25 protein-coding genes and 1 pseudogene are annotated in these 23907 nt (G+C 67.9%); 13 read left to right on the plus strand and 13 right to left on the minus strand.

The features are described from left to right. Nucleotides 1-2 precede the first annotated feature (2 nt). The 3 genes from ACSHSS_RS17410 to ACSHSS_RS17420 all read right to left on the minus strand — a co-directional run bounded on the left by ACSHSS_RS17410 (nt 3) and on the right by ACSHSS_RS17420 (nt 2641). On the minus strand, nt 3-1094 hold the full coding sequence (locus ACSHSS_RS17410) for an HlyD family secretion protein (RefSeq protein ID WP_006416804.1): 1092 nt from the start codon (nt 1092-1094) through the stop codon (nt 3-5). A gap of 89 nt (nt 1095-1183) precedes the next feature. Next, nucleotides 1184-1615, minus strand: coding sequence for a MarR family winged helix-turn-helix transcriptional regulator (locus ACSHSS_RS17415; RefSeq protein ID WP_445545279.1), 432 nt, complete (start codon nt 1613-1615; stop codon nt 1184-1186). Between the two features lie 105 nt (nt 1616-1720). Further along, the gene (locus tag ACSHSS_RS17420) at nt 1721-2641 is read right to left on the minus strand and encodes a LysR family transcriptional regulator (RefSeq protein ID WP_445545280.1); all 921 of its coding nucleotides are present in this window, start codon (nt 2639-2641) and stop codon (nt 1721-1723) included. A 104-nt stretch (nt 2642-2745) separates the two neighbouring features. Between ACSHSS_RS17420 and ACSHSS_RS17425 the strand changes: the two genes are divergently transcribed. The 4 genes from ACSHSS_RS17425 to ACSHSS_RS17440 all read left to right on the plus strand — a co-directional run bounded on the left by ACSHSS_RS17425 (nt 2746) and on the right by ACSHSS_RS17440 (nt 6544). Further along, nucleotides 2746-3174: a MarR family winged helix-turn-helix transcriptional regulator gene (locus ACSHSS_RS17425; RefSeq protein WP_445545281.1), complete on the plus strand. Its 429-nt coding sequence runs from the start codon at nt 2746-2748 to the stop codon at nt 3172-3174. A 342-nt stretch (nt 3175-3516) separates the two neighbouring features. After that, complete coding sequence (locus tag ACSHSS_RS17430; RefSeq protein ID WP_445545282.1) at nt 3517-4764, plus strand: aconitase X; 1248 nt, start codon at nt 3517-3519, stop codon at nt 4762-4764. After that, a complete protein-coding gene (locus ACSHSS_RS17435) occupies nt 4757-5215 on the plus strand; it encodes an aconitase X swivel domain-containing protein (RefSeq protein ID WP_059875261.1) in 459 nt (152 codons plus the stop codon). The genes ACSHSS_RS17430 and ACSHSS_RS17435 overlap by 8 nt, the downstream gene beginning before the upstream one ends. 213 nt (nt 5216-5428) lie before the next feature. Continuing rightward, nucleotides 5429-6544 (plus strand): branched-chain amino acid ABC transporter substrate-binding protein, encoded by a 1116-nt coding sequence (locus tag ACSHSS_RS17440; RefSeq protein WP_445545283.1) that lies wholly within the window; start codon nt 5429-5431, stop codon nt 6542-6544. Nucleotides 6545-6548: 4 nt separating this feature from the next. On the opposite strand, the gene ACSHSS_RS17445 is transcribed toward ACSHSS_RS17440, so the two are convergent. Then, on the minus strand, nt 6549-6989 hold the full coding sequence (locus tag ACSHSS_RS17445; RefSeq protein WP_445545284.1) for a hypothetical protein: 441 nt from the start codon (nt 6987-6989) through the stop codon (nt 6549-6551). After that, nucleotides 6929-8011, minus strand: coding sequence for an AraC family transcriptional regulator (locus tag ACSHSS_RS17450; protein ID WP_059875259.1), 1083 nt, complete (start codon nt 8009-8011; stop codon nt 6929-6931). The genes ACSHSS_RS17445 and ACSHSS_RS17450 overlap by 61 nt, the downstream gene beginning before the upstream one ends. Nucleotides 8012-8086: 75 nt before the next feature. Here ACSHSS_RS17450 and ACSHSS_RS17455 point away from each other — a divergent pair, with 75 nt between their 5' ends. Further along, complete coding sequence (locus ACSHSS_RS17455) at nt 8087-10120, plus strand: oxidoreductase (protein ID WP_445545285.1); 2034 nt, start codon at nt 8087-8089, stop codon at nt 10118-10120. Nucleotides 10121-10142: 22 nt separating this feature from the next. Here the strand turns inward: ACSHSS_RS17455 and ACSHSS_RS17460 are convergent, their stop codons facing one another. Then, a complete protein-coding gene (locus tag ACSHSS_RS17460; RefSeq protein ID WP_006397999.1) occupies nt 10143-10547 on the minus strand; it encodes a DUF2471 family protein in 405 nt (134 codons plus the stop codon). Nucleotides 10548-10667: 120 nt separating this feature from the next. Continuing rightward, nucleotides 10668-11561, minus strand: a complete 894-nt coding sequence (locus ACSHSS_RS17465) for a LysR family transcriptional regulator (protein WP_006412644.1) — start codon at nt 11559-11561, stop codon at nt 10668-10670. A gap of 87 nt (nt 11562-11648) precedes the next feature. On the opposite strand from ACSHSS_RS17465, the gene ACSHSS_RS17470 reads away from it, so the two are divergent. Beyond that, nucleotides 11649-12428 carry an NAD(P)H-dependent oxidoreductase gene (locus ACSHSS_RS17470; RefSeq protein WP_060145125.1) on the plus strand — a complete coding sequence of 260 codons (780 nt, stop codon included), beginning with the start codon at nt 11649-11651 and terminating at the stop codon, nt 12426-12428. A gap of 176 nt (nt 12429-12604) precedes the next feature. On the opposite strand, the gene catC is transcribed toward ACSHSS_RS17470, so the two are convergent. From catC to ACSHSS_RS17485, 3 genes are read right to left on the minus strand one after another with little or no spacing between them, the layout of a single operon-like run. Then, nucleotides 12605-12895 (minus strand): muconolactone Delta-isomerase, encoded by a 291-nt coding sequence (catC, locus tag ACSHSS_RS17475; protein WP_006398002.1) that lies wholly within the window; start codon nt 12893-12895, stop codon nt 12605-12607. Between the two features lie 37 nt (nt 12896-12932). After that, entirely contained in the window at nt 12933-13835 is a 903-nt protein-coding gene (gene catA / locus ACSHSS_RS17480) for a catechol 1,2-dioxygenase (protein ID WP_006398003.1), read from the minus strand. Nucleotides 13836-13866: 31 nt separating this feature from the next. Then, a complete protein-coding gene (locus ACSHSS_RS17485) occupies nt 13867-15000 on the minus strand; it encodes a muconate/chloromuconate family cycloisomerase (protein ID WP_445545286.1) in 1134 nt (377 codons plus the stop codon). A 91-nt stretch (nt 15001-15091) separates the two neighbouring features. On the opposite strand from ACSHSS_RS17485, the gene ACSHSS_RS17490 reads away from it, so the two are divergent. Beyond that, the gene (locus ACSHSS_RS17490; RefSeq protein WP_006411359.1) at nt 15092-15988 is read left to right on the plus strand and encodes a LysR family transcriptional regulator; all 897 of its coding nucleotides are present in this window, start codon (nt 15092-15094) and stop codon (nt 15986-15988) included. 153 nt (nt 15989-16141) lie between these two features. Here the strand turns inward: ACSHSS_RS17490 and andR are convergent, their stop codons facing one another. Continuing rightward, complete coding sequence (andR, locus tag ACSHSS_RS17495) at nt 16142-17101, minus strand: anthranilate 1,2-dioxygenase regulatory protein AndR (RefSeq protein ID WP_059875253.1); 960 nt, start codon at nt 17099-17101, stop codon at nt 16142-16144. 208 nt (nt 17102-17309) lie between these two features. On the opposite strand from andR, the gene andAc reads away from it, so the two are divergent. The 5 genes from andAc (at nt 17310) to ACSHSS_RS17520 (ending at nt 22035) form a co-directional block, all read left to right on the plus strand. Beyond that, nucleotides 17310-18578, plus strand: a complete 1269-nt coding sequence (gene andAc, locus ACSHSS_RS17500; protein ID WP_012467811.1) for an anthranilate 1,2-dioxygenase large subunit AndAc — start codon at nt 17310-17312, stop codon at nt 18576-18578. A 14-nt stretch (nt 18579-18592) separates the two neighbouring features. After that, nucleotides 18593-19081, plus strand: a complete 489-nt coding sequence (andAd, locus tag ACSHSS_RS17505) for an anthranilate 1,2-dioxygenase small subunit AndAd (protein WP_006398008.1) — start codon at nt 18593-18595, stop codon at nt 19079-19081. A gap of 17 nt (nt 19082-19098) precedes the next feature. Beyond that, nucleotides 19099-19425 (plus strand): anthranilate 1,2-dioxygenase ferredoxin subunit AndAb, encoded by a 327-nt coding sequence (andAb, locus tag ACSHSS_RS17510; protein WP_445545287.1) that lies wholly within the window; start codon nt 19099-19101, stop codon nt 19423-19425. After that, complete coding sequence (andAa, locus tag ACSHSS_RS17515) at nt 19415-20635, plus strand: anthranilate 1,2-dioxygenase system ferredoxin--NAD(+) reductase (RefSeq protein WP_445545288.1); 1221 nt, start codon at nt 19415-19417, stop codon at nt 20633-20635. The genes andAb and andAa overlap by 11 nt, the downstream gene beginning before the upstream one ends. Nucleotides 20636-20748: 113 nt before the next feature. Next, complete coding sequence (locus ACSHSS_RS17520) at nt 20749-22035, plus strand: DUF445 domain-containing protein (RefSeq protein WP_060183236.1); 1287 nt, start codon at nt 20749-20751, stop codon at nt 22033-22035. 34 nt (nt 22036-22069) lie between these two features. On the opposite strand, the gene ACSHSS_RS17525 is transcribed toward ACSHSS_RS17520, so the two are convergent. Continuing rightward, nucleotides 22070-22369: an addiction module antidote protein gene (locus ACSHSS_RS17525; RefSeq protein ID WP_006398012.1), complete on the minus strand. Its 300-nt coding sequence runs from the start codon at nt 22367-22369 to the stop codon at nt 22070-22072. Nucleotides 22370-22372: 3 nt separating this feature from the next. Next, on the minus strand, nt 22373-22690 hold the full coding sequence (locus ACSHSS_RS17530) for a type II toxin-antitoxin system RelE/ParE family toxin (RefSeq protein ID WP_445545289.1): 318 nt from the start codon (nt 22688-22690) through the stop codon (nt 22373-22375). 362 nt (nt 22691-23052) lie between these two features. On the opposite strand from ACSHSS_RS17530, the pseudogene ACSHSS_RS17535 reads away from it, so the two are divergent. Beyond that, nucleotides 23053-23856 (plus strand): annotated as a pseudogene (locus ACSHSS_RS17535) (thiamine pyrophosphate-binding protein); the annotation flags it as partial. Nucleotides 23857-23907: the final 51 nt, after the last annotated feature.

Here is a 23907-nt window from a genome sequence, read left to right on the forward strand (position 1 = left end):
GTTCAGTGCGCGCGGTCGGTGTGCACGGTCACGACCGCGGACAGCCCCGGACGCAGCACCTGCTCGAGTCCCGGCTGCGGATCGAGATGGACGCGCACCGGCACGCGCTGCACGATCTTCGTGAAGTTGCCGGTCGCATTCTCGGGCGGCAGCACGCTGAACGTCGCGCCGGTCGCGGGCGCGACGCTGTCGACGCGGCCGTGCAGCCGCGCGCCCGACGCATCGAGCGACACGTCGACGCGATCGCCCGCGCGCATCTTGCGCAGCTGGTCCTCCTTGAAGTTCGCGTCGATCCACAAGCCGGACGCAGGGACGATCGTCAGCAGCGGCACGCCGACGTTCGCCAGCATCCCGACGCGGCCGGTGCGGTTGCCGACGTAGCCGTCGACCGGTGCACGGATCGTCGTGTATTCGACGTTCAATGCGGCAACGCGCTGCGCGGCGAGCGCCGTGTTCACGCGGGCGCGCGCATCGGCGAGCTGCGCGCCGAGCACGTCGAGCTCGCGCTTCGACGCGAGCAGCGCCGCATCGCTGCGTTCGACGGCCGCGTGCGCTTTCGCGTAGTCGGCGTCGGCGCGCTCGACGAGCTGATTCGATACCGCGTCGGCCTTCACGAGTTCGCGATAGCGGACGCGATCGGCCGCGGCGCGCGTCAGCTCGGCCGACGATGCGTTCTTGTCCGCCGCATGCTGGCCGATCACCGCGTCTTGCAGCTGCTGCTTCGCTTCGAGCTCGGCCACCGCCGAGCGCGCCGCATCGACTTCCGCGCTCGCCTGCGCGAGCTTCGCCGCGTAGTCGCGCGCGTCGAGCTGCACGAGGACGTCGCCGGCCTTCACGCGCTGGTTGTCGGTCACCCCGATCCGGTCGACGAAGCCGGCGACCTTCGGCGCGAGCACCGTCACGTCGCCGCCGACATACGCGTCGTCCGTGCTCTCCTGGAAACGCAGCACGAACAGCCAGTCGAGTGCGGCCGCGCCGACCGCGACGACGACGGCGATCACGGCGATGCGCATCCAGCGTACGCGGCGGCGCTGCTTCGCGGGCGGTTCGGCCGTGGCCGCTTCGCGGGCGGCTGCGGTTTGAGTCGTGTCCATCGATTCACCTATGTATATGCACTGATCAAGTCGACCGACGGCGATGCGTCGATCGGGAAAACGCCTGCGCGCGACGGATAGGAAGTCCGTCAGCGCGCCGGCAGGTTGTGCGCGATCCGGAACAGCTCGTCGCGCAGGTGGGCGGCCTGCCGTGCCCCGAAGCGCCGCTCGAATGCCTGCTGCGCGGCGAGCCAGTGCACATGCGCCTCGGCGATCTTCGTTTCGCCGCACGCGGTGAGCGAGAAGGTCTGCCGGCGCCCGCCCGGCTCGGTATGCCCGGCGACGAGCGCGGCGCCGACGAGCGGCCTGAGCGCGCGCAGCAGCGCGGTACGCTCGATGACCAGCTCGGCCGACAGCGCCGCCATCGTCAGGCCCGGCCGTTCGCGCAGCAGCGCCAGAATGCTGTACTGCGACGGCGTCACGCCCGCATGCGCGAGATGGCGCTCGTAGAACTGCGAGATCCGGCGTGCGGCCTGCCGGATCGCGAAACAATCGTCGTCGGTGAGCGTCATCGTGTGCATGTGCACACTTTAAGCAGTCTGCGCGCACGGAGCGATGACGGCCGCGCGATCAGATTGGTGCGCCGCGCGTACCAATCGACGGCAAACGGAGTGCGCGAACCGGCGCTACGCCGCGACGGGCGTGATCCAGCCTTCGCGGTCGCACATGGCGCTCGCATAGTCGATGAACGCCTTGACCTTCGCCGGCAGCAGCGACCGGTTCGCGTACGCGAGCTTCAGCTCGACGCACCCGTCGACGAGATCGGCGTCGCCGAGCAGTTGCACGAGCGCGCCCGACGCGAGCTCGGTCTCAATGAGCGTTCTCGGCACGATGCCGATGCCGAAACCGTGCATCACCATCTCGCGGTTGAACACAGGGCTGTTCGACGAAATGTCGAAGCGCAGCGGAAGGGTCAGCACGTCGCCGTCGACGCGGAACGACAGCGCCGGGCGGCGCAGCGACGGCGACAGCGGCACGAACGGATGGTCGACGAGATCGGCCGGCGCCGTGGGGTTCCCATGCGCGCGCAGGTACGCGGGCGTTGCGACGATCACGAACGGTATCCGCGCGATGAGCCGCACGATCATCGTGTCGGAGCTCAGCATGTAGGGAGCGACGATGCCGATGTCGTAGCCCTCGCCGACCAGATCGACGGGCCGCTCGGTCAACGTGACGTCGATACGCACTTTCGGATGCGCAGCCTTGAAGCCCGCGATCAACGGCACGAACTGATTCAGCGCGGCGGTCGTGTGCGCGACGAGCCGCAGCAGGCCGTCGGGCTCGCGCGTCTGCGTCTGCGCTTCGGCTTCGAGCGCGTCCAGCTCGTCGAGCACGGCCGCGCAGCGCTCGTAGATGCGTTCGGCCGTTTCGGTCAGCGACACCTGGCGCGTGGTCCGGTGCAGCAAGCGGCCGCCGAACCGCGCCTCGAGTTCGGCGATCGCGCGCGAGACGACCGGACGCGCGAGGCCATGCATGTCGGCCGCGCGCGTGAAGCTGCGCAGCTCGACGACCGACCGGAAGATCCGCAGCTTGTCGATGTAGTCCATGTCCGTCTCCTCGGGCGGTCGCGGGCGCCGGACGCGCGCGACCGGCGGGATGATCGATCGAGTGTACATTGACTTTATGCATATGCACATATACATTTGCCGGCATGGACGACATCGAGACGATCGGTGCGTGCAACTGCTTCGCGCTTCGGCAGGCGACGCGATTTGTCACGCAAATTTATGAACGCCATCTGAGCGCGGCGGGCGTGACGCCCGCGCAGTTCTCGATCATCGCGATCCTGTCGCGGCGGCCCGACGTGCTGATGAGCGAGCTCGCCGATGCGCTCGTGATGGACCGCACGACGCTGCTGCGCGCGCTGAAACCGCTGCAGCGCGACGGGCTCGTCGCGTCGGCGCCGTCCGATCACGATCCGCGTGCGCACGTGCTGAACCTGACGAAGCAGGGCGTGCGCGCGTTCGGTCAGGCGAAGCGCGCGTGGCAGGCCGCGCAGCGCGAATTCGAAGCGGCGTTCGGCGCGCAGCGGGCGCAGGCGCTGCGCGACGAACTGCTGCAGCTAACTGGCAAGCGCTGAGCCGCAGTCAGTCCGTTCCCGCACGGTGGCGGCGGTTGGCTGTTGCCGCCGCGATTCATTCCCCTTTCCCTGGCGATCGGCCCGCGATCCGCAGCAGTCGGGCGAAGCCGCGCGTGCGAAACCGGGTCGAGTACGAGCCACAGAACGGCAAAGTGGTACGTATCACCATCCAATTGGCGCGCCAAATTGGTTTGATAGCGTCGTTTCCGCAAGAAAATTGCTGAATTGGTTTCGATGTGACGGCCTTCGCCGACCATCTGGACATATTTTATTTCCAGTTGTACAGTCGCTCCACGCACTTCAGCGGCCGATGGCGGCCGGGCGGGTCACGAGGAGCAACCCATGTTGCAGTTGAGCGAGCGCGACGACGCGATGTTGCGCGGCGAATTCGGCGAAGGCGTCGCGCGCGCGATGCGGATCGTCGCGCGTACCGCGCAGGTGATGTCCGCGCCGCACCTGATCGACATCACGTGCGCGCATATCGACGGCTGTCTGTATCACGGGCAGACGAGTCTCGACTTCGTCGACTATTTCGTCGCGACGGGCGCGCGCGTCGCGGTGCCGACGACGCTGAACGTCGGCTCGCTCGACCTGATCCATCCCGAGCTGTACCACGGCGATCGCACGATCGAGCGCGACGCGCAGCGCCTGATGGACGCGCATCTGCAGCTCGGCTGCGAATCGAGCTTCACGTGCGCGCCGTATCAGCTGAAGCACCGCCCCGCGTTGGGCGAGCAGATCGCCTGGGCCGAATCGAACGCGATCGTGTTCGCGAACTCGGTGCTCGGCGCGCGCACGAGCCGCTACGGCGACTTTCTCGATTTGGCGGCCGCGATCACCGGGCGCGCGCCTTATGCGGGGCTGCACGTCGAAGCGAACCGTGCCGGGCAGATCGTGTTCAACGCGCCCGACTTCGGCCGGCTGCCGTCGCGCGACATCCATTTCGCGGCGCTCGGCTTGCTCGTCGGCAAGATCGCCGGCGCGACGGTGCCCGTGATCGTCGGGCTGCCGACCGATACGACCGAGGACGAACTGAAGGCGCTCGGCGCCGCGGCCGCGTCGAGCGGTGCGGTCGCGCTGTTCCATGCGGTCGGCGTGACGCCCGAGGCGCCGACGCTCGACGCCGCGCTGCACGGCCGCGCGCCGCGGCAGACGATCGACGTGTCGATGGCCGATCTCGCCGAGATCCGGCGCACGCTGAATCATGGCGCGGAAGGCGACGCGCTCGTCGCGGTCGCGCTCGGCACGCCGCACTTTTCGCTCGCGGAATTCCGCACGCTCGACGCGGTGCTCGACCGCTTCGACGGCAAGCCGGCATGCGATATCTACGTAAACACGAGCCGCTTCATCCTGTGGGAGCTCGGCGAACTCGGCCTCGCCGACAAGTTCGCGGCGCGCGGCGTGCAGATCGTCGTCGACACGTGCACGTACATCACGCCCGTGATGAAGCAGCTGTCGGGGCTCGTGATGACGAATTCGGGGAAATGGGCATCGTACGCGCCGGCGAACATCGGCGTCACGGTCGCGTACGGCAGCATGAGCGAGTGCGTGCGATCGGCATTCGAAGGAAAGGTGCGATTCGATGACTGAGATCCATCACGCCGGCGCGGCCGGCACCGTGCTCGCCGGCGACACGCTCGTGCCCGGCCACGCGTACGCGGAGACGATCGTGCTGCCCAAGCCGCTGAGCTTCTGGGGCGGCTACGACTCGGTCGCGGGGCGCATCGTCGATCGCGGGCATCCGCTCGTCGGCGCGAGCCTCGCCGGGCGGATCATGGTGATGGCGCATGCGAAAGGCTCGAGCTCGAGCAGCAGCGTGCTCGCCGAAGCGATCCGCAACGGCACGGGCCCGGTCGGCATCGTGCTGAGCGAGCGCGACCTGATCATCTCGATCGGCGCGATCGTCGCGGCGGAGCTGTATGCGATGGCGGTGCCGGTCGTCTGCGTCTCGGCGCCCGTGTACGACGCGATCGCGCGAGCATCGGGACCGGTACGAATCGAAGCGAACGACGGCGACGGCGGCGCGCGCATCCTGCTCTAGCGGCGCACGCTCGTCGCCAGCAAGCGCCTATGCGATACGGTTGCCTTGCGCGAAGTCTTAATTGCGTTGCAGATATTAAGGACAACGGATAGTGTGCCGAAGAAAGCTGCACGTCCGCCCTGGTGTCCTTCACCCGCCGGCCGCCACACGGTTAGCACCGCCGCGCCGGCCCATCCCGGCTCGCGTATCGCGAGCCATCGTCGAGGAGACTCCATGAAGCTGAAATGCATGATTGCCGTGCTGGCGCTGGGCGGATTCACGATCGGCGCCGCCCACGCGGAACGCGTCGTCACGATCGCTTTTTCCGGTCCGCTGACGGGGCCGCAAGCGGTGAGCGGCAAGGACGACGAGAACGGGCTGCGGCTCGCGGTCGAGACGCTGAACCGCACGCCGATCACGGTCGACGGACAGCCGGTCCGGTTCCGGATCGTCGCCGAGGACGACCAGGCCGACCCGCGCACCGGCGTGCAGGTCGCGCAGCGCCTGCTGGACCGCCAGCCGGCCGCGTTCTTCGGCCCCGAGAATTCGGGCGTCGCGATTCCGGTGGCACGGCTGACGAACGCCGCGCGCGTGCCGATGCTGACGGTCGCGTCAAACCCGCAGCTGACCGCGCTCGGCTACGACAACGTGTTTCGCACGGGCGCGAGCGATTCGGTGCTCGGCGCGTCGATGGCCGCGTTTGCGGCCGGGAAGCTCGGCGCGAAAACGGCCGCGGTGATCGACGACCGCACCGCCTACGGGCAGGGGCTCGCCGAGCAGTTCATCGCGAAGGCGAAGTCGCTCGGGCTGCAGGTCGTCGCGCGCGAGTTCACGCATTCGCAGGCGACCGATTTCCTCGCGATCCTCGCGACGATCAAGGGAAAGAACCCGGACGTGATCTTCTTCGGCGGCTATACCGCGCAGGCCGCGCCGATGGCCAAGCAGATGGTCCAGCGCGGCGTGCGCGCGCGGCTGCTCGGCGGCGACGGAATCTGCTCGGCCAATATGGGCACCGTCGCGCAGACGGCATCGCGCAACGTGTACTGCGCGATGAGCGGCTCGGGTCTCGACAGGACCGAGGCCGGCCGGGACTACGTTGCGCGATACCGTGCGCGCTTCAAGAGCGAGCCGCAGACATACGGCATCACGTACTACGACGGCATGCTGCTGCTCGCGAAAACGATGGCGGCGGCGCAGACGACCGATCCCGCGAAGCTGATCCAAGCGCTGCGCTCGGCCTCGCATGAAGGCGTGGCCGGGACGTACGCGTTCACGGTGCGCGGCGAGCTGCTGAACGCGCCGACAACCGTGTTCACGTTCGAGGACGGGCAGATGGCGCCGGTGCGCTGACGCGTCAGAGGAAACGGATACGCGCTGCCTCTTCGGGCGCGAGTGTCAGCGCGGCTTTTGCCGCGCCGCCCTCGCGCCTGCCGCCCGGCGGCTTGAGCCGGCGGATATCGGGCCACGGGGCGAACCCGAACAGCGAACGCAGGACCGTGCTGAGCCCATACAGGCCGAGCGTGGCGGCTGCGCACCACGCAAACACGGCGAGCATGCCGTCGGTGCTGCGTTGTACGGCCGACATGATGCCGATGACGAATGCGAACGCGAGCAGCGCGCCGATCGTTACCGTGAGGTCGGTGCGCGCGCTCTGGACGCGCGCAAGGCGAACGAGATAGATGGAGCCGTCGGTCGGATTACGCATGCGCGCACCCGCACTGCGCATTCCGCACATCACCCGCGCCGCACGTCCGCCGCCGCTTGCCGATAGGCGCTCGGCGTCTGCCCCGCCCAACGCCGGAACGCACGCGTGAAATTCGCGGGGTCGGTGAACTGCAGCCGCTCGGCGATCGTTTTCAGGTCGAGGTCCGACGCCGCGAGCAGCTGCTTCGCGTCGCGAAAGCGCGCTTCGTCGAGCAGTTGCCGATAGCTCGAGCCGGCCTCCTCGAGCCGGCGGCGCAGCGTGCGCGTCGAGACGAGCAGCGTGTGCGCGAGCGCCTCCGGGTCCGGATAACCGCCCGTCGTGCGCGCCAGCTCCGCGCGCACGCGCTCGACGAAATCGCCTTCGTCGTGACGCACCTGCGCATACTCGCGTTCGACCTGCACCAGCGCCTGCCGATGGGCGACTTCGTCCGCGAACGGCAGCGGCCAGTCGAGCACGTCGCGCGCGACCCACAGCGCATTGGCCGCGCATCCGAATTCGACCGGCGGCAGCCGGTCGCGGTAGCGCGCGAAATAGTCGGGCTCCGGCCATGCGAAGCGCAGCGCGATCGCCGGCGACGTGCGGCCTGCCCATTGCGCGATGTTCTGCGCGAGCCCGGTCAGCACGAACTCGAACATCACATGATGCTGCAGCACGGGGCTCGCCTGTACGCCGTGCAGCTCCAGCGTCGCGCCGCGTTCGTCTTCCGCATAGGTCAGCCGATATTGCCGGTTGCGCATCCGGAAGTAGCGCTGCGTCACGTGCAGCGCCGTGCGGATGTCCGGCGCGGTCAGCGTCGCATAGCCGAGAAAGCCGTGCACGGTCGGTTTCAGCAGCAGCCCGAACGCGAGGCCGATGCCGCGATCGCCGCCGATGTCGATCGCGTTCAGCACGAGCCGCCCCCATTGCGCCGGCGCGACGCGCGCGTCCGGCTCGGCCAGGACCGCGTCGCGCAGACCGGTGCCCGCGCGCACGGCGGCCGCGTCGATGCCGCGCGCGGCGAGCGCCTGCAGCAGCAGGCGCGGATAGGCGACGGGAATCGTCGGGCGGCGCAGCCCGAGGCGATCCTTGCGGGACGGTGTGCTCATCGGATATTGGCCGGAAATGACAAGCATTATGGCTGTTTGTCCCCTCACGTTCAACGCGGCGCGCGCCTACGATGACGCTCATCGCGTATCGCTCCGACCATCATGACGACACCTTTCCCGCATCTGCTCGCACCGCTCGATCTCGGCTTCACGACGCTGAAGAACCGTGTACTGATGGGTTCGATGCATACGGGCCTCGAAGACAGCCGCAAGACGCTGCCGCGGCTCGCCGACTATTTCGCGGAGCGGGCGCGCGGCGGCGTCGGGTTGATCGTGACGGGCGGCTTCGCGCCGAACGTGGCCGGCTGGACCAAGCCGTTCGGCGGCACGCTGATGACGTCGGCCGCCGCGCGGCGCCATCGCGCGATCACGCGCGCGGTCCACGCGGAGGACGGCAAGATCGCGCTGCAGATCCTGCATACAGGCCGTTACGGCTATCACCCGTTCGCGGTTGCGCCGTCGAAGATCAAGTCGCCGATCTCGCCGTTCGCGCCGCACGAGCTGAGCGCGCGCGGCATCGAGCGGCAGATCCGCGCGTTCGTCCGCTGCGCACAGCTCGCGCGCGAAGCCGGCTACGACGGCGTCGAGATCATGGGCTCCGAAGGCTACCTGATCAATCAGTTCATCTCGATGCATACGAACAAGCGCACCGACGCGTGGGGCGGCGCCTACGAAAACCGGATCCGGCTGCCGATCGAGATCGTCGAGCGCACGCGCGAAGCGGTCGGCCGCGATTTCATCCTGATCTACCGGCTGTCGATGCTCGACCTGATTCCGGACAGCAGCGACTGGCGCGAGACCGTGCAACTCGCGAAGGCGGTCGAGCGCGCGGGCGCGACGATTCTCAATACGGGAATCGGCTGGCACGAGGCGCGCGTGCCGACGATCGCGACGTCGGTGCCGCGCGGCGCGTTCGCGTGGGTCACGCAGAAGATGAAGGGCGAGGTCGGCATTCCGCTCGTCACGACGAACCGCATCAACCGGCCCGAAATCGCCGAACGGATTCTCGCCGACGGCTGCGCGGACATGGTATCGATGGCGCGCCCGCTGCTCGCGGATCCGGAATTCGTCGTCAAGGCGGCGCAGGGCCGGGCGGACGAAATCAACACGTGCATCGGCTGCAATCAGGCCTGTCTCGATCATGCGTTCAAGAACCGGATCGCATCGTGCCTGCTGAATCCGCGCGCGTGTCACGAGACCGAGCTGCAGTATGCGCGCGCCGCGCAGCCGAAGCGCATCGCGGTGGTCGGCGCCGGGCCGGCCGGGCTCGCCTGCGCGACCGTGCTCGCGCAGCGCGGCCATCGCGTCGATCTGTTCGACGGCGCGGCGCAAATCGGCGGCCAATTCAACCTCGCGAAGCGGATTCCGGGCAAGGAAGAGTTTCACGAAGCGCTGCGCTATTTCGGCCGCCAGATCGAGCTGACCGGCGTCGCGCTGCATCTGAACCGGCGCGTCGAGGCGAGCGACCTGATCGCCGGCGGCTACGACGAGATCGTGCTCGCGACCGGCGTATCGCCGCGCGATCCGAAGATTCCGGGGCAGGACGGGCCGAACGTACTCGGCTATATCGACGTGCTGACGGGCGCGCGGCCGGTCGGCCCGAGTGTCGCGGTGATCGGTGCGGGCGGGATCGGCTTCGACGTCGCGGAATTTCTCGTGCAGGACGGACCGTCGCCGGCGCTCGATCTCGACGAATGGAAAGCGGAGTGGGGCGTGACCGACCCGGCCGCGACGCGCGGCGGCATCACGCGCGCCAAGGTGTCGCCGCCGGCGCGCGACGTGACGCTGTTGCAGCGCAAGCCCGCGCCGCTCGGCAAGGGGCTCGGCAAGACGACCGGCTGGATCCACCGCGCGACGCTGAAGATGAAGCAGGTGAAGATGATCGGCGGCGTGAACTACGAACGGATCGATGCGCGCGGGTTGCACGTGTCGTACGGCGAGCAGCGCACCGGGCACGCTCTGATCGAAGCCGACACGATCGTGCTCTGCACCGGCCAGGAACCGCAGCGCACGCTGCTCGCGCCGCTGCAGGCGGCCGGGCGTTCGGTGCACGTGATCGGCGGCGCGGACCGCGCAGCCGAACTCGATGCAAAGCGCGCGATCGACCAGGGCGCGCGGCTCGCCGCGCGGCTCTAAGGCTGGCTCGCGCTTCGCGCGCTCACGCCGCTTCGGCCTGCTCCGCCGCTTCCGCTTCGAGCATCGCGCGGACGATCAGATAGACGGCCGGCAGATCGTCGTCGTCGCGGCGCCAGTCGACCGGCTCGTCGATGTCGGCCGGCACGAGCCGGCTGTCGCACAGCCGGATGAAGGCGTCGACGATCGCCGGATCGTTGCGGCTCACGAACCCCGCGTTCGAGAACGCGAGCGCTTCGACGTCGAGCAGCGCACGCCAGCTCATCGTGCGCTCCGCAGCAGGATGGCTGCGCCGCCGCAGGCCGAGCGCGCGCTGCGCGGGGCCGGCCACCGCGCGCTGCAGATCGACGACCGCGCGCTGCGCGGCGCGCTCGAACTGGACAGGATTGAAGCCGGGTTGCTCGGGATCGAATGCGGATGACTGGAACATGGTCGCCTCACAAAAGTCCGTCCGTCGCGGGATGACGGAATTCGGGTCAAATGGTGCAAAAGCACTGTAAATATATACAGTGTTTCGCGCCGTTTCAAGCCCCGGACGCGATCCTGTTCGCTAGACCGCGGCGGCGATCGTTTCGCGCAGCCACCGATGCGCCGGATCGCGATGCACGCGCTCGTGCCACAGCATCGACATTTCGTAGCCGGGCACGTCGATCGGCGCGTCGACGACGCGCAGCGCAGGCGTATCGCGCACGAGCCGCTCGGGCAGCATCGCGACGAGATCGCTGCTCGCGAGCACCGACATCACGAACAGGAAATGCGGAACGGACAGCACGACGCGCCGCGTCGCGCCGACCTTCGCGAGCGCCTCGTCGGTCACGCCGAAGAAGCCGCCGCCGTCCGGCGACACGATCACATGCTCGAGCGCATTGAACTGCGCGAGCGTCGGGCGACGCTTCAGTTTCGGATGACCGGCGCGGCCGACGAGCACGTAGCGCTCGGCGAACAGCGGCAGCCGGCGCATGCCGGGCGGCGATCCTTCGGTCGTATGGAAGGCGAGATCGATGTCGTTGCGCGCGGCGGCCTGCTCGATGCGCGGCGGCACGAGCTCGACGATCGCGAGCCGCGTGCCGGGCGCGGCCGTGCGCAGCGCATGCAGCGCGGGCAGCACGATCGTCGATTCGCCGTAGTCGGTCGCGGCCACGCGCCACGTGTGCGTCGCGGTCGACGGATCGAACGGCGTCGCGGGCAGCACCGCGCGTTCGACGGCCTCGAGCGCGTCGCGCAACGGCTCGCGCAGCGCTTCCGCGCGCGCGGTTGGCCGCATGCCGCGCGGCCCCGGCAGCAGCAGCGGATCGCCGAACGTATCGCGCAGCTTCTGCAGATGCACGCTGACCGACGGCTGCGAGAGGTTGAGCTTCTCGGCCGCGCGCGTCACGTTGAGTTCGGCGAGCAGCACGTCGAGCGTCACGAGCAGGTTCAGGTCGAGTCGCCTCAAATTAGTCATCGCTATACCTGGAATATCGGAAATTCATTTCCAATATACCTGCGCGATCGGCATCCTGCAGTCCATTAAACCGACGGAGGACCGAACATGAACGTGCTGATCGTCTATGCACATCCCGAGCCGCGTTCGCTGAACGGCGCATTGCGCGATTTTGCCGTGGCGCGTCTGGAAGCAGCCGGGCATACGGTGCAGGTGAGCGACCTGTATGCGATGAACTGGAAGCCCGCGCTCGACGCAAACGACATGATCGACCGCTCGCACGACGCGCGCTTCGATCCGGCGCTCGACTCGAAGCGCGCCTACGAGACCGGCACGCAGCGCGAAGACATCGCGCGCGAGCAGGAGAAGCTCAAGTGGGCCGATACGGTGATCCTGCAGTTCCCGCTGTGGTGGTTCTCGATGCCGGCGATCATGAAAGGGTGGGTCGAGCGCGTGTATGCGTACGGCTTCGCATATGGCGTCGGCGAGCATTCCGACCGGCACTGGGGCGATCGTTACGGCGAAGGCTCGCTGGCCGGCAAGCGCGCGATGCTGATCGTCACGACCGGCGGATGGGAATCGCACTACAGCGCGCGCGGCATCAACGGGCCGATCGACGACGTGCTGTTTCCGATCCAGCACGGCATCCTCTATTACCCGGGCTTCGACGTGTTGCCGCCGTTCGTCATCTATCAGACGCACCGGATGGACGACGCGCGTTTCGCGGAAACGCGCGCCGCGCTCGGCAAGCGTCTGGACGAACTCGCCACGACGCCGCCGATTCCGTATCGCCGGCAAAACGCGGGCGACTACGACATCCCCGCGCTGACGCTGAAGCCGGACATCGCGCCGGGCAAGGTCGGCTTTGCGGCGCATCTCGCGGCGTAGCGCGCGCATCGCGCGGCGCGCAGGCATCGCGCGGTGCACGAGCGCGATACGCGCGCCGCACGACGCAAAAACGGCACGAACGACCCGCGCGTTTTCGCAGGTCGCCGTTGCCGTTCGCCCTTTGCCCTTTGCGTGTCGCGTGCCGCCGTCAAACGACGGCCGCGACACGCGCGCGCTTACCGATCGTCGTCGCGCACCGACGACGGATGGCGGCACAACGCGCGTACCTCCATCTCCATATACGGAAACAGCGGCAGCTGACTCAGCACGTCGTGCAGCTGCTGCACGCTGTCGACGTCGAAGATGCTGACGTTCGCGTACTGCCCGGCGATCCGCCACAGATGGCGCCACACGCCTTCGTTCATCAACCGCTGACACATCGCCTTTTCCTCGGCCTTCAGCGTCGCGGCCTTGACCGGGTCCATATCCGCCGGCAGGCGGACCTTCATTTCCACATGAAACAGCATGCTGTACTCCGTTTGTCGGTTCGCGGGACGACGCCGGTCACACGTGCGCGCGCACGCGTTCGACGTCGCTGGTCGGCACGTTGTCGCGCGCGCCGACCAGCGTGAAATCGAAGTCGATCAGCGCGAACGGGCCGTCGATCCCGTACGGCTTGCCTTCCGCGCCTTCTGCCTGGCGGATCTTCGGAATCAGGCCCTCGCGCGTCGCGAACGCGAAGTCGTCCCAGATGTGCGGATCGCCTTCGATGTTGATCTGCGTGGTCAGCTTACGGTATCCGTCCGCGGAAACGAAGAAGTGGATGTGCGCAGGACGATGGCCGTGGCGGCCGAGCTGATCGAGCAGCTGCTCGGTCTTGCTGCCCGGCGGCACGCTGTAGCCGACCGGCAGCACGCTGCGGAAGCTGTAGCGGCCTTCCGCGTCGGTACGGATCGAGCGGCGCAGGTTGAACGGCGGCTGCGACTGATCGAAATACGAGTAGTTGCCGAGATGGTTCGCATGCCAGACCTCGACGAGTGCGTTCGCGATTGGCGCGCCGTCGCTGCCGAGCACGCGGCCGCGCATCACGAGCGTCTGGCCCGGATCGGTGCCGTCGTCGAGGCGCGCATGGCCGACCGACTCCGGCGCGCCGGCGACGTACAGCGGACCTTCGATCGTACGCGGCGTGCCGCCGCGGATGCCGGCCTTCGCCTCGGCCTCGTCCATCCGCACGTCGAGGAAACGCTCGAAGCCGAGGCCCGCGGCGATCAGCCCGAATTCGCGGCCGGCTTCGTTCAGATAGTTGAGTGCGGTCCAGAACTCGCTCGGCTGCACGTCGAAATCCTCGATCGTGTAGCACAGGTCCTTGACGATACGGTTCACGATTGCGCGCACGCGCGGATTGCCGGGCTTTTCCGCGGCATCGTCGAAGGTCTTCAGCAGGGCGTCGATTTCTTGTCGGGTCATCTCTGTCTCCGGTTTCGGTTGTCGTATGGAATCAGCGGGCGGCGCGCCGCATCCGCTCGATGCGCCCCCAGTCGAACGCGATGCCGAGGCCCGGCGTCGCCGGCAGATGCAGCTTGAAGTCCTCGTAGCGCAGCGGTTCGACGAGGATTTCCTCGGTCAGCAGCAGCGGCCCGAACAGCTCGGTGCCCCATTTCAGCGAAGCGAACGTGCTGAACAGTTGCGCGGAGGCGATCGTGCCGGCCGCGCCTTCGAGCATCGTGCCGCCGTACAAATCGATGCCGGCCGCCGACGCGATCGCCGCGACGTGCGCGGCGCCTTGCAGCCCGCCCGACTGCGCGATCTTCACGGCGAATACGTCGGCCGCGCGTGTTTGCGCGAGCGCGAACGCGTCGACCGGGCCGTGCAGTGCCTCGTCGGCCATGATCGGCACGTGCGCGAGCTGCGTGAGCCGTTGCAGGCCCGCCCGGTTGCTCGCCGCGATCGGCTGTTCGACGAGGCTCACGCCCGCATCCGCGAGCCGCGCGCAGGCGCGGATCGCATCGGTTTCGGTCCATGCCTGGTTCACGTCGACGCGCACGTCGCCGCGCTCGCCGAGCGCGCGCTTGATCGCGATCACATGCGCGACGTCGTCGTCGACCGCGTTCGACCCGATCTTGAGCTTGAACGCGCGGTGGCGGCGCGCATCGAGCATCGCTTCGGCCTCCGCGATGTCGCGCTTCGTGTCGCCGCTCGCGAGCGTCCATGCGACGTCGACCGCATCGGCCACGCGGCCGCCGAACAACTCGGACAGCGGCACGCCGACGCGGCGTGCTTGCGCATCGAACAGCGCCGTCTCGAGCGCGCATTTCGCGAAGCGATTGCCCTGGAACAGCTTGCGGGCGCGCGCCATCGCGGCGCCCGGACGCGTCGCGTCCATTCCGCGCAGCAGCGGCGCGAAATACGTATCGATGTTGATCTTGATGCTTTCCGGGCTCTCCTCACCGTACGCGAGCCCGCCGATCGTCGTCGCTTCGCCGACGCCTTCGATACCGTCCGTGCATCGTATGCGGACCAGCACGAGCGTCTGGCAGTTCATCGTCGCGACCGAGAGTTTGTGGGGCCGGATCGTCGGTACGTCGACCAGCAGCGTCTCGACGCTTTCGATCGTGGCGGCTGTTGCTATCATGCGATTCCTCCTGTCGGTGCACATGGTAGGAATACGCGCCGGGCCGCGTCCAACACTCTTTCCGACTACTTCCATACCTTCGGAGCATGAAATGGAATTGCGCCAGCTTCGGTACTTCATGGCCGTGGCCGAGGAAATGAACATCACGCGCGCGGCGGAGCGGCTGCACATCACGCAGCCGCCGCTGAGCCGCCAGCTGCAGGCGATCGAGGAGGAGCTCGGGCTGCCGCTGTTCGTGCGCGGCGCACGGCCGCTGAAGCTGACCGACGCGGGGCGCGTGTTCTACGCGCAGGCGCGGCGCGTCGTCGAGCAGGCCGACGAGCTCGGGCCGCTGACGCGGCGGCTCGCGCAGCTGTCGGAACGGATCGTGATCGGCTTCGTGCCGTCGACGCTGTACGGCGCGCTGCCGGACGTGATCCGCGCGTTTCGCGAGGCGCAGCCGGACGTCGAGCTGTCGCTCGTCGAAATGTTCACGCTCGAGCAACTGGGCGCGCTGAAGGGCGGGCGGATCGACGTCGGGTTCGGCCGGCTGCGCTTCGACGACGACCAGCTCGTGCGCGAAGCGCTGATCGAGGAAAAGCTGATCGCGGCGGTGCCGGTCGGTCATCCGCTCGCCGACCCCGACCGGCCGCTGACGCTCGCGGACCTCGCGAACGAAACGCTGATCGTCTACCCGAGCACGCCGCGGCCGAGCTTCGCGGATCAGCAGTTGTCCGCGCTGCGCGACGGCGCGCTCGTGCCGGCCGCCGTGCACGAGGTGCGCGAACTGCAGACGGCACTCGGGCTCGTCGCGGCGAAGGTCGGCGTGTCGCTGGTGCCGGAGAGCGTGGAGGGCGTGCGCGTGAAGGGCGTCGTCTACCGGCGGCTGCCGGAACCGGTCGCGACGTCGCCGATCATCATGAGCCGCCGGCTGCACGGCGAAAGCGCGGCGACCGCGAAGTTCTGCGCGATCGCGCGCGAGATGATCGTGCCGGCCGGGCATGCGTAGCGGCGGTCGATCGTTCGATCGTTTGCCCGCAGGTTCGCAACTAACGGCCTATCCCGCATGCGTCCGCATGGCGGCGGCGCCTGAGCGCATGAGACGCCTGAGCGCCTGAGCGCCTGAGCGCGGGCCTCCCGGCGCCGGAGCGTGCACCGGCGCTTACGACCGCCCGGCAAGCGTGTCCGAAGGCGATTCGCCGAATCTTTCCCGATACGCAAGCGCGAACCGGCCGAGGTGCGTAAACCCGCAGTCGAGCGCGATGTCGGCGATACGCCGCTCGGGCGTCGCGCCGAGCAGCAGCTCGCGCGCATGCTCGAGGCGCTTCGCGCGCAGGTATTGCATCGGGCTCGTGCCGCGAAACTGCAGGAACGCATCGCGCAGCGTGCGCTCGGGCACGTCGGCCGCGCGCACGATGTCGGCGAGCTGCAGCGGCTGCGCGTAGTGCGCATCGACGAATTCCTGCGCGCGCCGCACGAAACCGGGCACCGGATCGTGGCGTGCCGCCGGCAGCACGGACGGCGGGTGGCCTTCGATCAGCAGATCGATCAGCAGATGCTCGAGCTGCGACGCGACGCGCGGATTCGTCCGCGCGCGTTCGAGCAGGTCCGGCGAGCGCGCGACCAGCATCAGCTGATCGCGCCAGGCGGCGAGCGCCGCGTCGCTGACGTGCAGCACCGGATCGAGCGTCGCACGCGGATCGCCGGTCAGCGTGCGCACCGTCGCCGCGTCGATCCGCAGCACGAACTGCTCGCAATCGGCCGACAGCAGTGCATCGAAGCGTTCGCCCGGCGCGCAGAGCACGCCCGTCTGCGCATCGACGCCGAGCTGCCGCCCCATCGCACGCACGTCGGCGTGGCCGGACAGACAGAACATCAGCAGGTAGTAGCCGTCGACCGCGTCGACCTGCACGCGCATCGCGTCGCCGAACGCGATCGTGCCGATCCCGAGCCCGCCGAGCCGCACGAAATCCATATGCGACGCGCCGCGCACGCGGCCGCTCGGCAGCAGTGCATGCGGCTGCATCACGCGCGAGATCCGCTCGCGCGTTTCGTCGAGATCGCGGGATTCGAACAGCCGATGCGCGCGCAGCGCAAGCGGCTCGAACGGCGTTGGGGACATAGGCCGGGCCTTCGTGGGGACGTGCGCATCGGTCGGACGAATCGGTCGCGACCGTGCGCGGCATCGTGTGTGCGTCATGCTAGCGCAGAAATCCGCCGAAAGTGGATACTGCGCCGCCGCAATCGCACTTTCCGGATAGACGCCGAATATTAGCGTTTCAAAAATCCGCTCCATGGAGTCAACGACACGGATCGACAAGGAGTCCGACATGGAGCAGACAGAATCGCCCGTCCGGTTCGCCGCGCGCGACGACGCCGACGTGGTTTTCCCGCACGACGACGGCTCGCGCGTGCCGTACAAGGTGTTCAGCTCGCGCGCGGTGTACGACCGCGAACAGGAACGCATCTTCCGCGGGCCGACCTGGAACTTCGTCGCGCTGGAAGCGGAAATCCCGAATCCCGGCGACTTCAAGAGCACGTTCGTCGGCGACACGCCCGTCGTCGTCACGCGCACGGACGACGGCACGCTCGCCGCCTGGGTGAACCGCTGTGCGCATCGCGGCGCGCAGGTCTGCCGCAAGGCGCGCGGCAACGCGAGTTCGCATACGTGCGTCTATCACCAGTGGAGCTTCGACAACCGCGGCAACCTGCTCGGCGTGCCGTTCCGGCGCGGCCAGAAGGGCATGACCGGGATGCCGGCCGATTTCGATCCGAAGCAGCACGGGCTGCGCCAGCTGCGCGTCGACAGCTATCGCGGGCTCGTGTTCGCGACGTTCAGCGACGAGGTCGCGCCGCTGCCCGACTATCTCGGCGAGCAGATGCGTCCGTGGATCGACCGGATCTTCCACAAGCCGATCGAGTATCTCGGCTGTACGCGCCAGTATTCGAAGTCGAACTGGAAGCTCTATCTCGAGAACGTGAAGGATCCGTATCACGCGAGCATGCTGCATCTGTTCCATACGACGTTCAACATCTTCCGCGTCGGGATGAAGGCGCGCTCGATTCCGGACGCGAATCACGGTCTGCACAGCATCATCACCGTGACGAAGACGGGCGACGACACGTCGGCCGCCTACAAGCAGCAGAACATCCGGTCGTTCGACGAGGGCTTTCATCTGGAAGACGAATCGATCCTCGATCTCGTGTCGGAATACGACGAGGACTGCACGAACCACATTCAGCCGATCTTTCCGCAGCTCGTGATCCAGCAGATCCACAACACGCTGGTCGCGCGGCAGATCCTGCCGAAGGGGCCCGACAATTTCGAGCTGATCTTCCACTTCTTCGGCTACACCGACGACACGCCCGAGCTGCGCGCGCTGCGCATCAAGCAGGCGAACCTCGTCGGGCCGGCCGGCTACATCTCGATGGAGGACACCGAAGCGACCGAGCTCGTGCAGCGCGGCACGGTGCGCGACGGCGACGCGACGTCGGTGATCGAGATGTCGCGCGGCAATCCCGACCAGCAGGACACGGTGATCACCGAAAGCCTGATCCGCAAGTTCTGGGTCGGCTACCAGAAGCTGATGGGCTATTGAATCGGGAGCGCGCAATGATGGACAACCTGACCGAAGACATGAACACGTGGTTCGCGATCTACATGCTGCAGAACCGCTACATCGGCCACCTCGACAACAACCGCCTCGAACAGTGGCCCGAGATGTTCACCGAGGACTGCACGTACGAGATCGTGCCGAAGGAGAACGCCGATCTCGGGCTGCCGGTCGGCATCGTGCACTGCACGAACCGGCGCATGCTGCGCGATCGCGTCGTGTCGCTGCGGCACGCGAACATCTACGAGGAGCATACGTACCGGCACATGACGTCGGGCCTCACGATCGTCGCGCAGCGCGACGGCGAGATCGACACCGAAAGCAATTACGTGGTCGTGCAGACGCGCAGCAACGGCGAATCGAACGTATATCAGGCCGGCAAGTATTACGACACGGTCGTGCGTACCCCCGAAGGCTGGCGCTACCGCACGAAGCGCGTGATCTACGACACGTCGCGCGTGCAGACGCTGCTCGCGACCCCGATCTGATTCAGCAAGGAAACGACATGACAGAAGCAACGCTCGCCCAGTGGCATCCGCTCGGCACGCTCGACGAATTTTCCGAAGACGAACCGGCGGCGCGCGTCGCGGGGCAGAAGCCGATCGCGGTGTTCCGGATCGGCGACGAGCTGTTCGCGATGCACGACCTCTGCTCGCACGGCCACGCGCGGCTCTCCGAAGGCTATGTGGAGGACGGCTGTGTCGAATGTCCGCTGCATCAGGGGTTGATCGACATTCGCACCGGTGCGCCGAAGTGCGCGCCGATCACCGAGCCGGTGCGCACGTATCCGATCCGGATCGTCGACGGACAGGTGGAAGTCAATGTCGGCTGATCCGTTCGTGATCGTCGGCGCCGGCCATGCGGCGCGCCGCACGGCCGAAGCGCTGCGCGCGCGCGATCCCGATGTGCGCATCGTGATGATCGGCGCGGAGCGCGAACTGCCGTACGACCGTCCCGCGCTGTCGAAGGACGCGCTGCTCGGCGACGGCGGCGAACAGCGTGCGTTCGTGCGCGATGCCGGCTGGTACGACGCGCAGCGCATCACGCTGCGGCTCGGCACGCGCGTCGATGCGATCGAGCGCGACGCGCAGCGCGTGCGGCTCGACGACGGTTCGAGCGTGCCGTACGCGCGGCTCGTGCTCGCGACCGGCTCGCGCGTCCGCCCGTTCGCGGGCCCCGTCGACGACGGCGTCGCGCTGCACTACGTGCGTACGGTCGCCGACGCGCGTGCGCTGCGCGCGCAACTCGCGCCCGGCCGTCGCGTCGCGGTGCTCGGCGGCGGCTTCATCGGCCTCGAGGTGGCGGCGGCCGCGCGGCAGCTCGGCTGCGACGTGACGGTCATCGATCCGGCCGCGCGGCTGCTGCAGCGCGCGCTGCCCGAAGTGGTCGGCACCTATGCGCGGCAGCTGCACGACGGCCGCGGCGTTGCGTTCCAGCTGGCGACGCCGCCGCGTGCGGTCCGCCGCGCAGCGGGCGGCGGCGCGATCGTCGACACGGATGGCGGCGACGTGCAGGCCGACGTGGTGGTCGTCGGCATCGGCGTCGTGCCGAACGTCGAACTGGCGCACGCGGCGGGGCTCGACGTCGACAACGGCATACGCGTCGACGCCGGCTGCCGCACGGCCGATCCCGCGATCTTCGCGGCCGGCGAGGTGACGATGCATTTCAATCCGCTGCTCGGCCGCCATGTGCGGATCGAGTCGTGGCAGGTCGCGGAGAATCAGCCGGCCGTGGCGGCCGCGAACGCGCTCGGCGCCGACGACGCGTACGCGGAGCTGCCGTGGCTGTGGTCCGATCAGTACGACTGCAATCTGCAGATGCTCGGGCTGTTCGGCAGCGAGCACGCGATCGTCGTACGCGGCGATCCGGCGAGCGGCGCATTCACCGCGTTCGGGCTCGCGCACGACGGCAGGATCGTCGCGGTGGCGGCCGCGAACGCGGGGCGCGACATCGGCGCTTCGCGCAGGCTGATCGCGGCCGGCGCGACGCCCGATCCGGCGCGGCTTGCCGATCCGGCCGTGAATCTGAAAGCGTTTCTGTAACGGGCGCACGGTCGCACGCGCGCATGCGTGGCGGCATGGGCGCGTGCGGCGCATTTGGCGGCAACGGCCGACTCGGTGCATATTGGCGGCATCGCGTGCATTGCCCGTTGCCCATGACGTCAGACAAAGCCCTTGAACTGAAACGCAGCAAGCGCCGCGCGCTGTGGCTGCTGCTTGCCGCCGTCGCGGTGTTCGTCACGACGATCTTCCTGCCGCGCGGCCCGTGGATCGACGGCGTGAAGGCTGTCGCCGAAGCCGCGATGGTCGGTGCGCTCGCCGACTGGTTCGCGGTCGTTGCGCTGTTCCGGCGCGTGCCGATCCCGTTCGTGTCGCGCCACACCGAAATCATTCCGCAGAACAAGGACAAGATTGCCGACAATCTCGCGGTGTTCGTCCGCGAGAAGTTTCTCGGCCCCGACGCGCTCGCCGCGCAGATCCGCCAGCACGATCCCGCGCAACGGCTCGGCGCGTGGCTCGGCGAGCCGACGAATACCGAGGCGCTCGGCGGCTACGCGACGAAGCTGATGAGCTTCGCGCTCGACATGACCGACGACGCGCGCATCCAGTCGTTCGTGCACGACGCGTTCCGCGCGGCGATCGACCGGATCGACCTGTCGCAGTCGGCCGGCGCGATCCTCGATACGCTGACGAAGGACGGCCGCCATCAGGCGCTGCTCGACGATGCGATCGCGCAGATCGTCGCGGTGCTCGGCAAGGACGAGAACCGCGACGTGATCGCGGGCTTCATCGTCGAATGGCTGAAGACGCAATATCCGAAGGTCGAGAAGATCATGCCGACGCACTGGCTCGGCGAAAACGGCGCCGAGCTCGTCGCGAATGCGGTGAGCCGCGTGCTCGAAGCGGTCGCGGCCGACCCCGAGCATGAGCTGCGTCAGCGCTTCGACCGCATCGTGCACACGCTGACGGAGCGTCTGAAGCACGATCGCGCGTTCATCGACAAGGGCGAAGAAATCAAGCGCTACATCCGCGACGGCGATGCGTTCAACGCCTATCTGAAGGACCTGTGGGTGCAGTTGCGCGCATGGCTGAAGGCCGATCTCGCGCGCCCCGATTCGGCGCTGCATCGGCAGGCCGCGACACTGGGCGGCTGGCTCGGCGCGCGGCTCGCGGAAAGCCCGGCGCTGCGCGCGTCGCTGAACGAGCATGTCGAGCGTGCGGTGCACGAGATGGCGCCCGACTTCGCCGATTTCCTGATGCGGCATATCCGCGATACGGTGCGCAACTGGGATGCGCGCGAGATGTCGCGGCAGATCGAACTGAATATCGGCAAGGATCTGCAGTACATCCGCATCAACGGCACGCTGGTCGGCGGGCTGATCGGGCTCGGGCTGTATCTGGTGTCGCTCGTGCCGCGCTGGGCCGGCGGCTGGCTGCACTGACGCGGCCGCGCGCCGCGCCGCGCGGGTGCGCGCATCAGGCGTGCGCTTTCGCGCCGTGCAGTTGCAGGCCGAGCGCCTTGATCACCTTCAGGATCGTGCCGAAGCTCGGATTGCCGTCGTGCGACAGCGCCTTGTACAGCCCCTCGCGCGATAGCCCCGCATCGCGCGCGACCTGCGACATGCCGCGGGCGCGCGCGATCACGCCGAGCGCGTGCGCGATGAATGCCGGATCGTCGCCGCCTTCCTGGAGGCAGGCTTCGAAATACTCGGCCATGTCGTCGTCGGTCTTCAGGTGTTCGGCCGAATCCCACGGCCGCGTGCTGATCTTGCTCATCGGTTACTCCAGGTCGAGATGCTCGAGCATCGCATGGGCGGCGCGAATGTCGTCGCGCTGCGTGGATTTGTCGCCGCCGCACAGCAGGACGACCCATATCGTGCGCCGCCGCACGAAGTACACGCGATAGCCGGGGCCGTGATCGAGGCGCATCTCGTAGACGGGCGACCCGACGGACTTCCAGTTGCCCAGATTGCCCATCGACAGCCGATCGATGCGCGCCTGAATGCGGCGCTTCGCGGTGCGGTCCTGCAGGCCGGCAAACCACGCGTCGAACACGGCGGTCGTCCGGATGCTGAACGTTGGAGCAAGGTAAGGCATCACAGGTAATTTGTCAACCACAGTTCACATCCTCATCCGAAGGTTGGAGCGTCACAGTACGGCCGTGCGCGCGGTCATGGCGCCGATTCGGCCGTCAGGCCGATGTGCGGGACGGTGCCGCTCACGTCGACGTCGTCGTTTCGAGATAGCGTCTACAATCGAAAACGGCTTTGCCGTCCGCGTGTCGCGCGCGGGCGGGTCCGTTCGCCTCCCGTCCGGAGGCGCCGCCGCGCGCCGCGCGGCGGGCAGTGCCCGTGGTTCGTATCCGGTAGGTAATACGTTCGCGCGCCGTAGGCCGGCGCGCGCCGTCTCAAGCGTCGCGCGTCCGTAAGCCGTGCGCGCGGCATCAACCGAGAGTCCCCATGAAAGCATCGGATCTGTTCGTGAAGGCGCTGGAGGCCGAGGGCGTCGAGTACGTGTTCGGCATCCCCGGCGAAGAAAACCTCGATCTGCTCGAATCGCTGCGGCGCTCGAAGATCCGGCTCGTGCTGACGCGGCACGAACAGGCGGCCGGCTTCATGGCCGCGACCTACGGCCGCCTGACGGGCCGCACCGGCGTGTGTCTCGCGACGCTCGGCCCCGGCGCGACGAATTTCGTGACGGCCGCCGCCTATGCGCAGCTCGGCGGGATGCCGATGCTGATGATCACGGGCCAGAAGCCGATCAAGTCAAGCAAGCAGGGCCACTTCCAGATCGTCGACGTGGTCGGCATGATGCAGCCGCTGACGAAATTCACGCGGCAGATCGTGTCGATCGGCAATATTCCGTCGGCGGTGCGCGAGGCGTTCCGGCGCGCGGAGGAGGAGCGGCCGGGCGCCGCGCACCTCGAGCTGCCGGAAGACATCGCGCACGAGGAAGGCGACGGCAAGCCGATCCCGCGCAGCTTCAGCCGGCGGCCGATCGCCGAGCAGAAGGCGGTCGCGCACGCCGTCGACGCGATCCAGGCCGCGGGTCATCCGCTGCTGATGATCGGCGCGGGCGGCAACCGCAAGACGACCTGCAAGATGCTGCTCGAATTCGTCGACAAGACGGGCATCCCGTTCTTCACGACGCAGATGGGCAAGGGCGTGATCGACGAGACGCATCCGCTGTGGCTCGGCAATGCGACATTGTCCGACGGCGATTTCGTGCATCGCGCGATCGAGCATGCGGACTGCATCATCAACTGGCCTGACCCCATAGGGTGGTCCGGTTTCAATCTTAGTTCATGATCGGCC

This window comes from Burkholderia sp. BC1 (genome assembly GCF_052683555.1).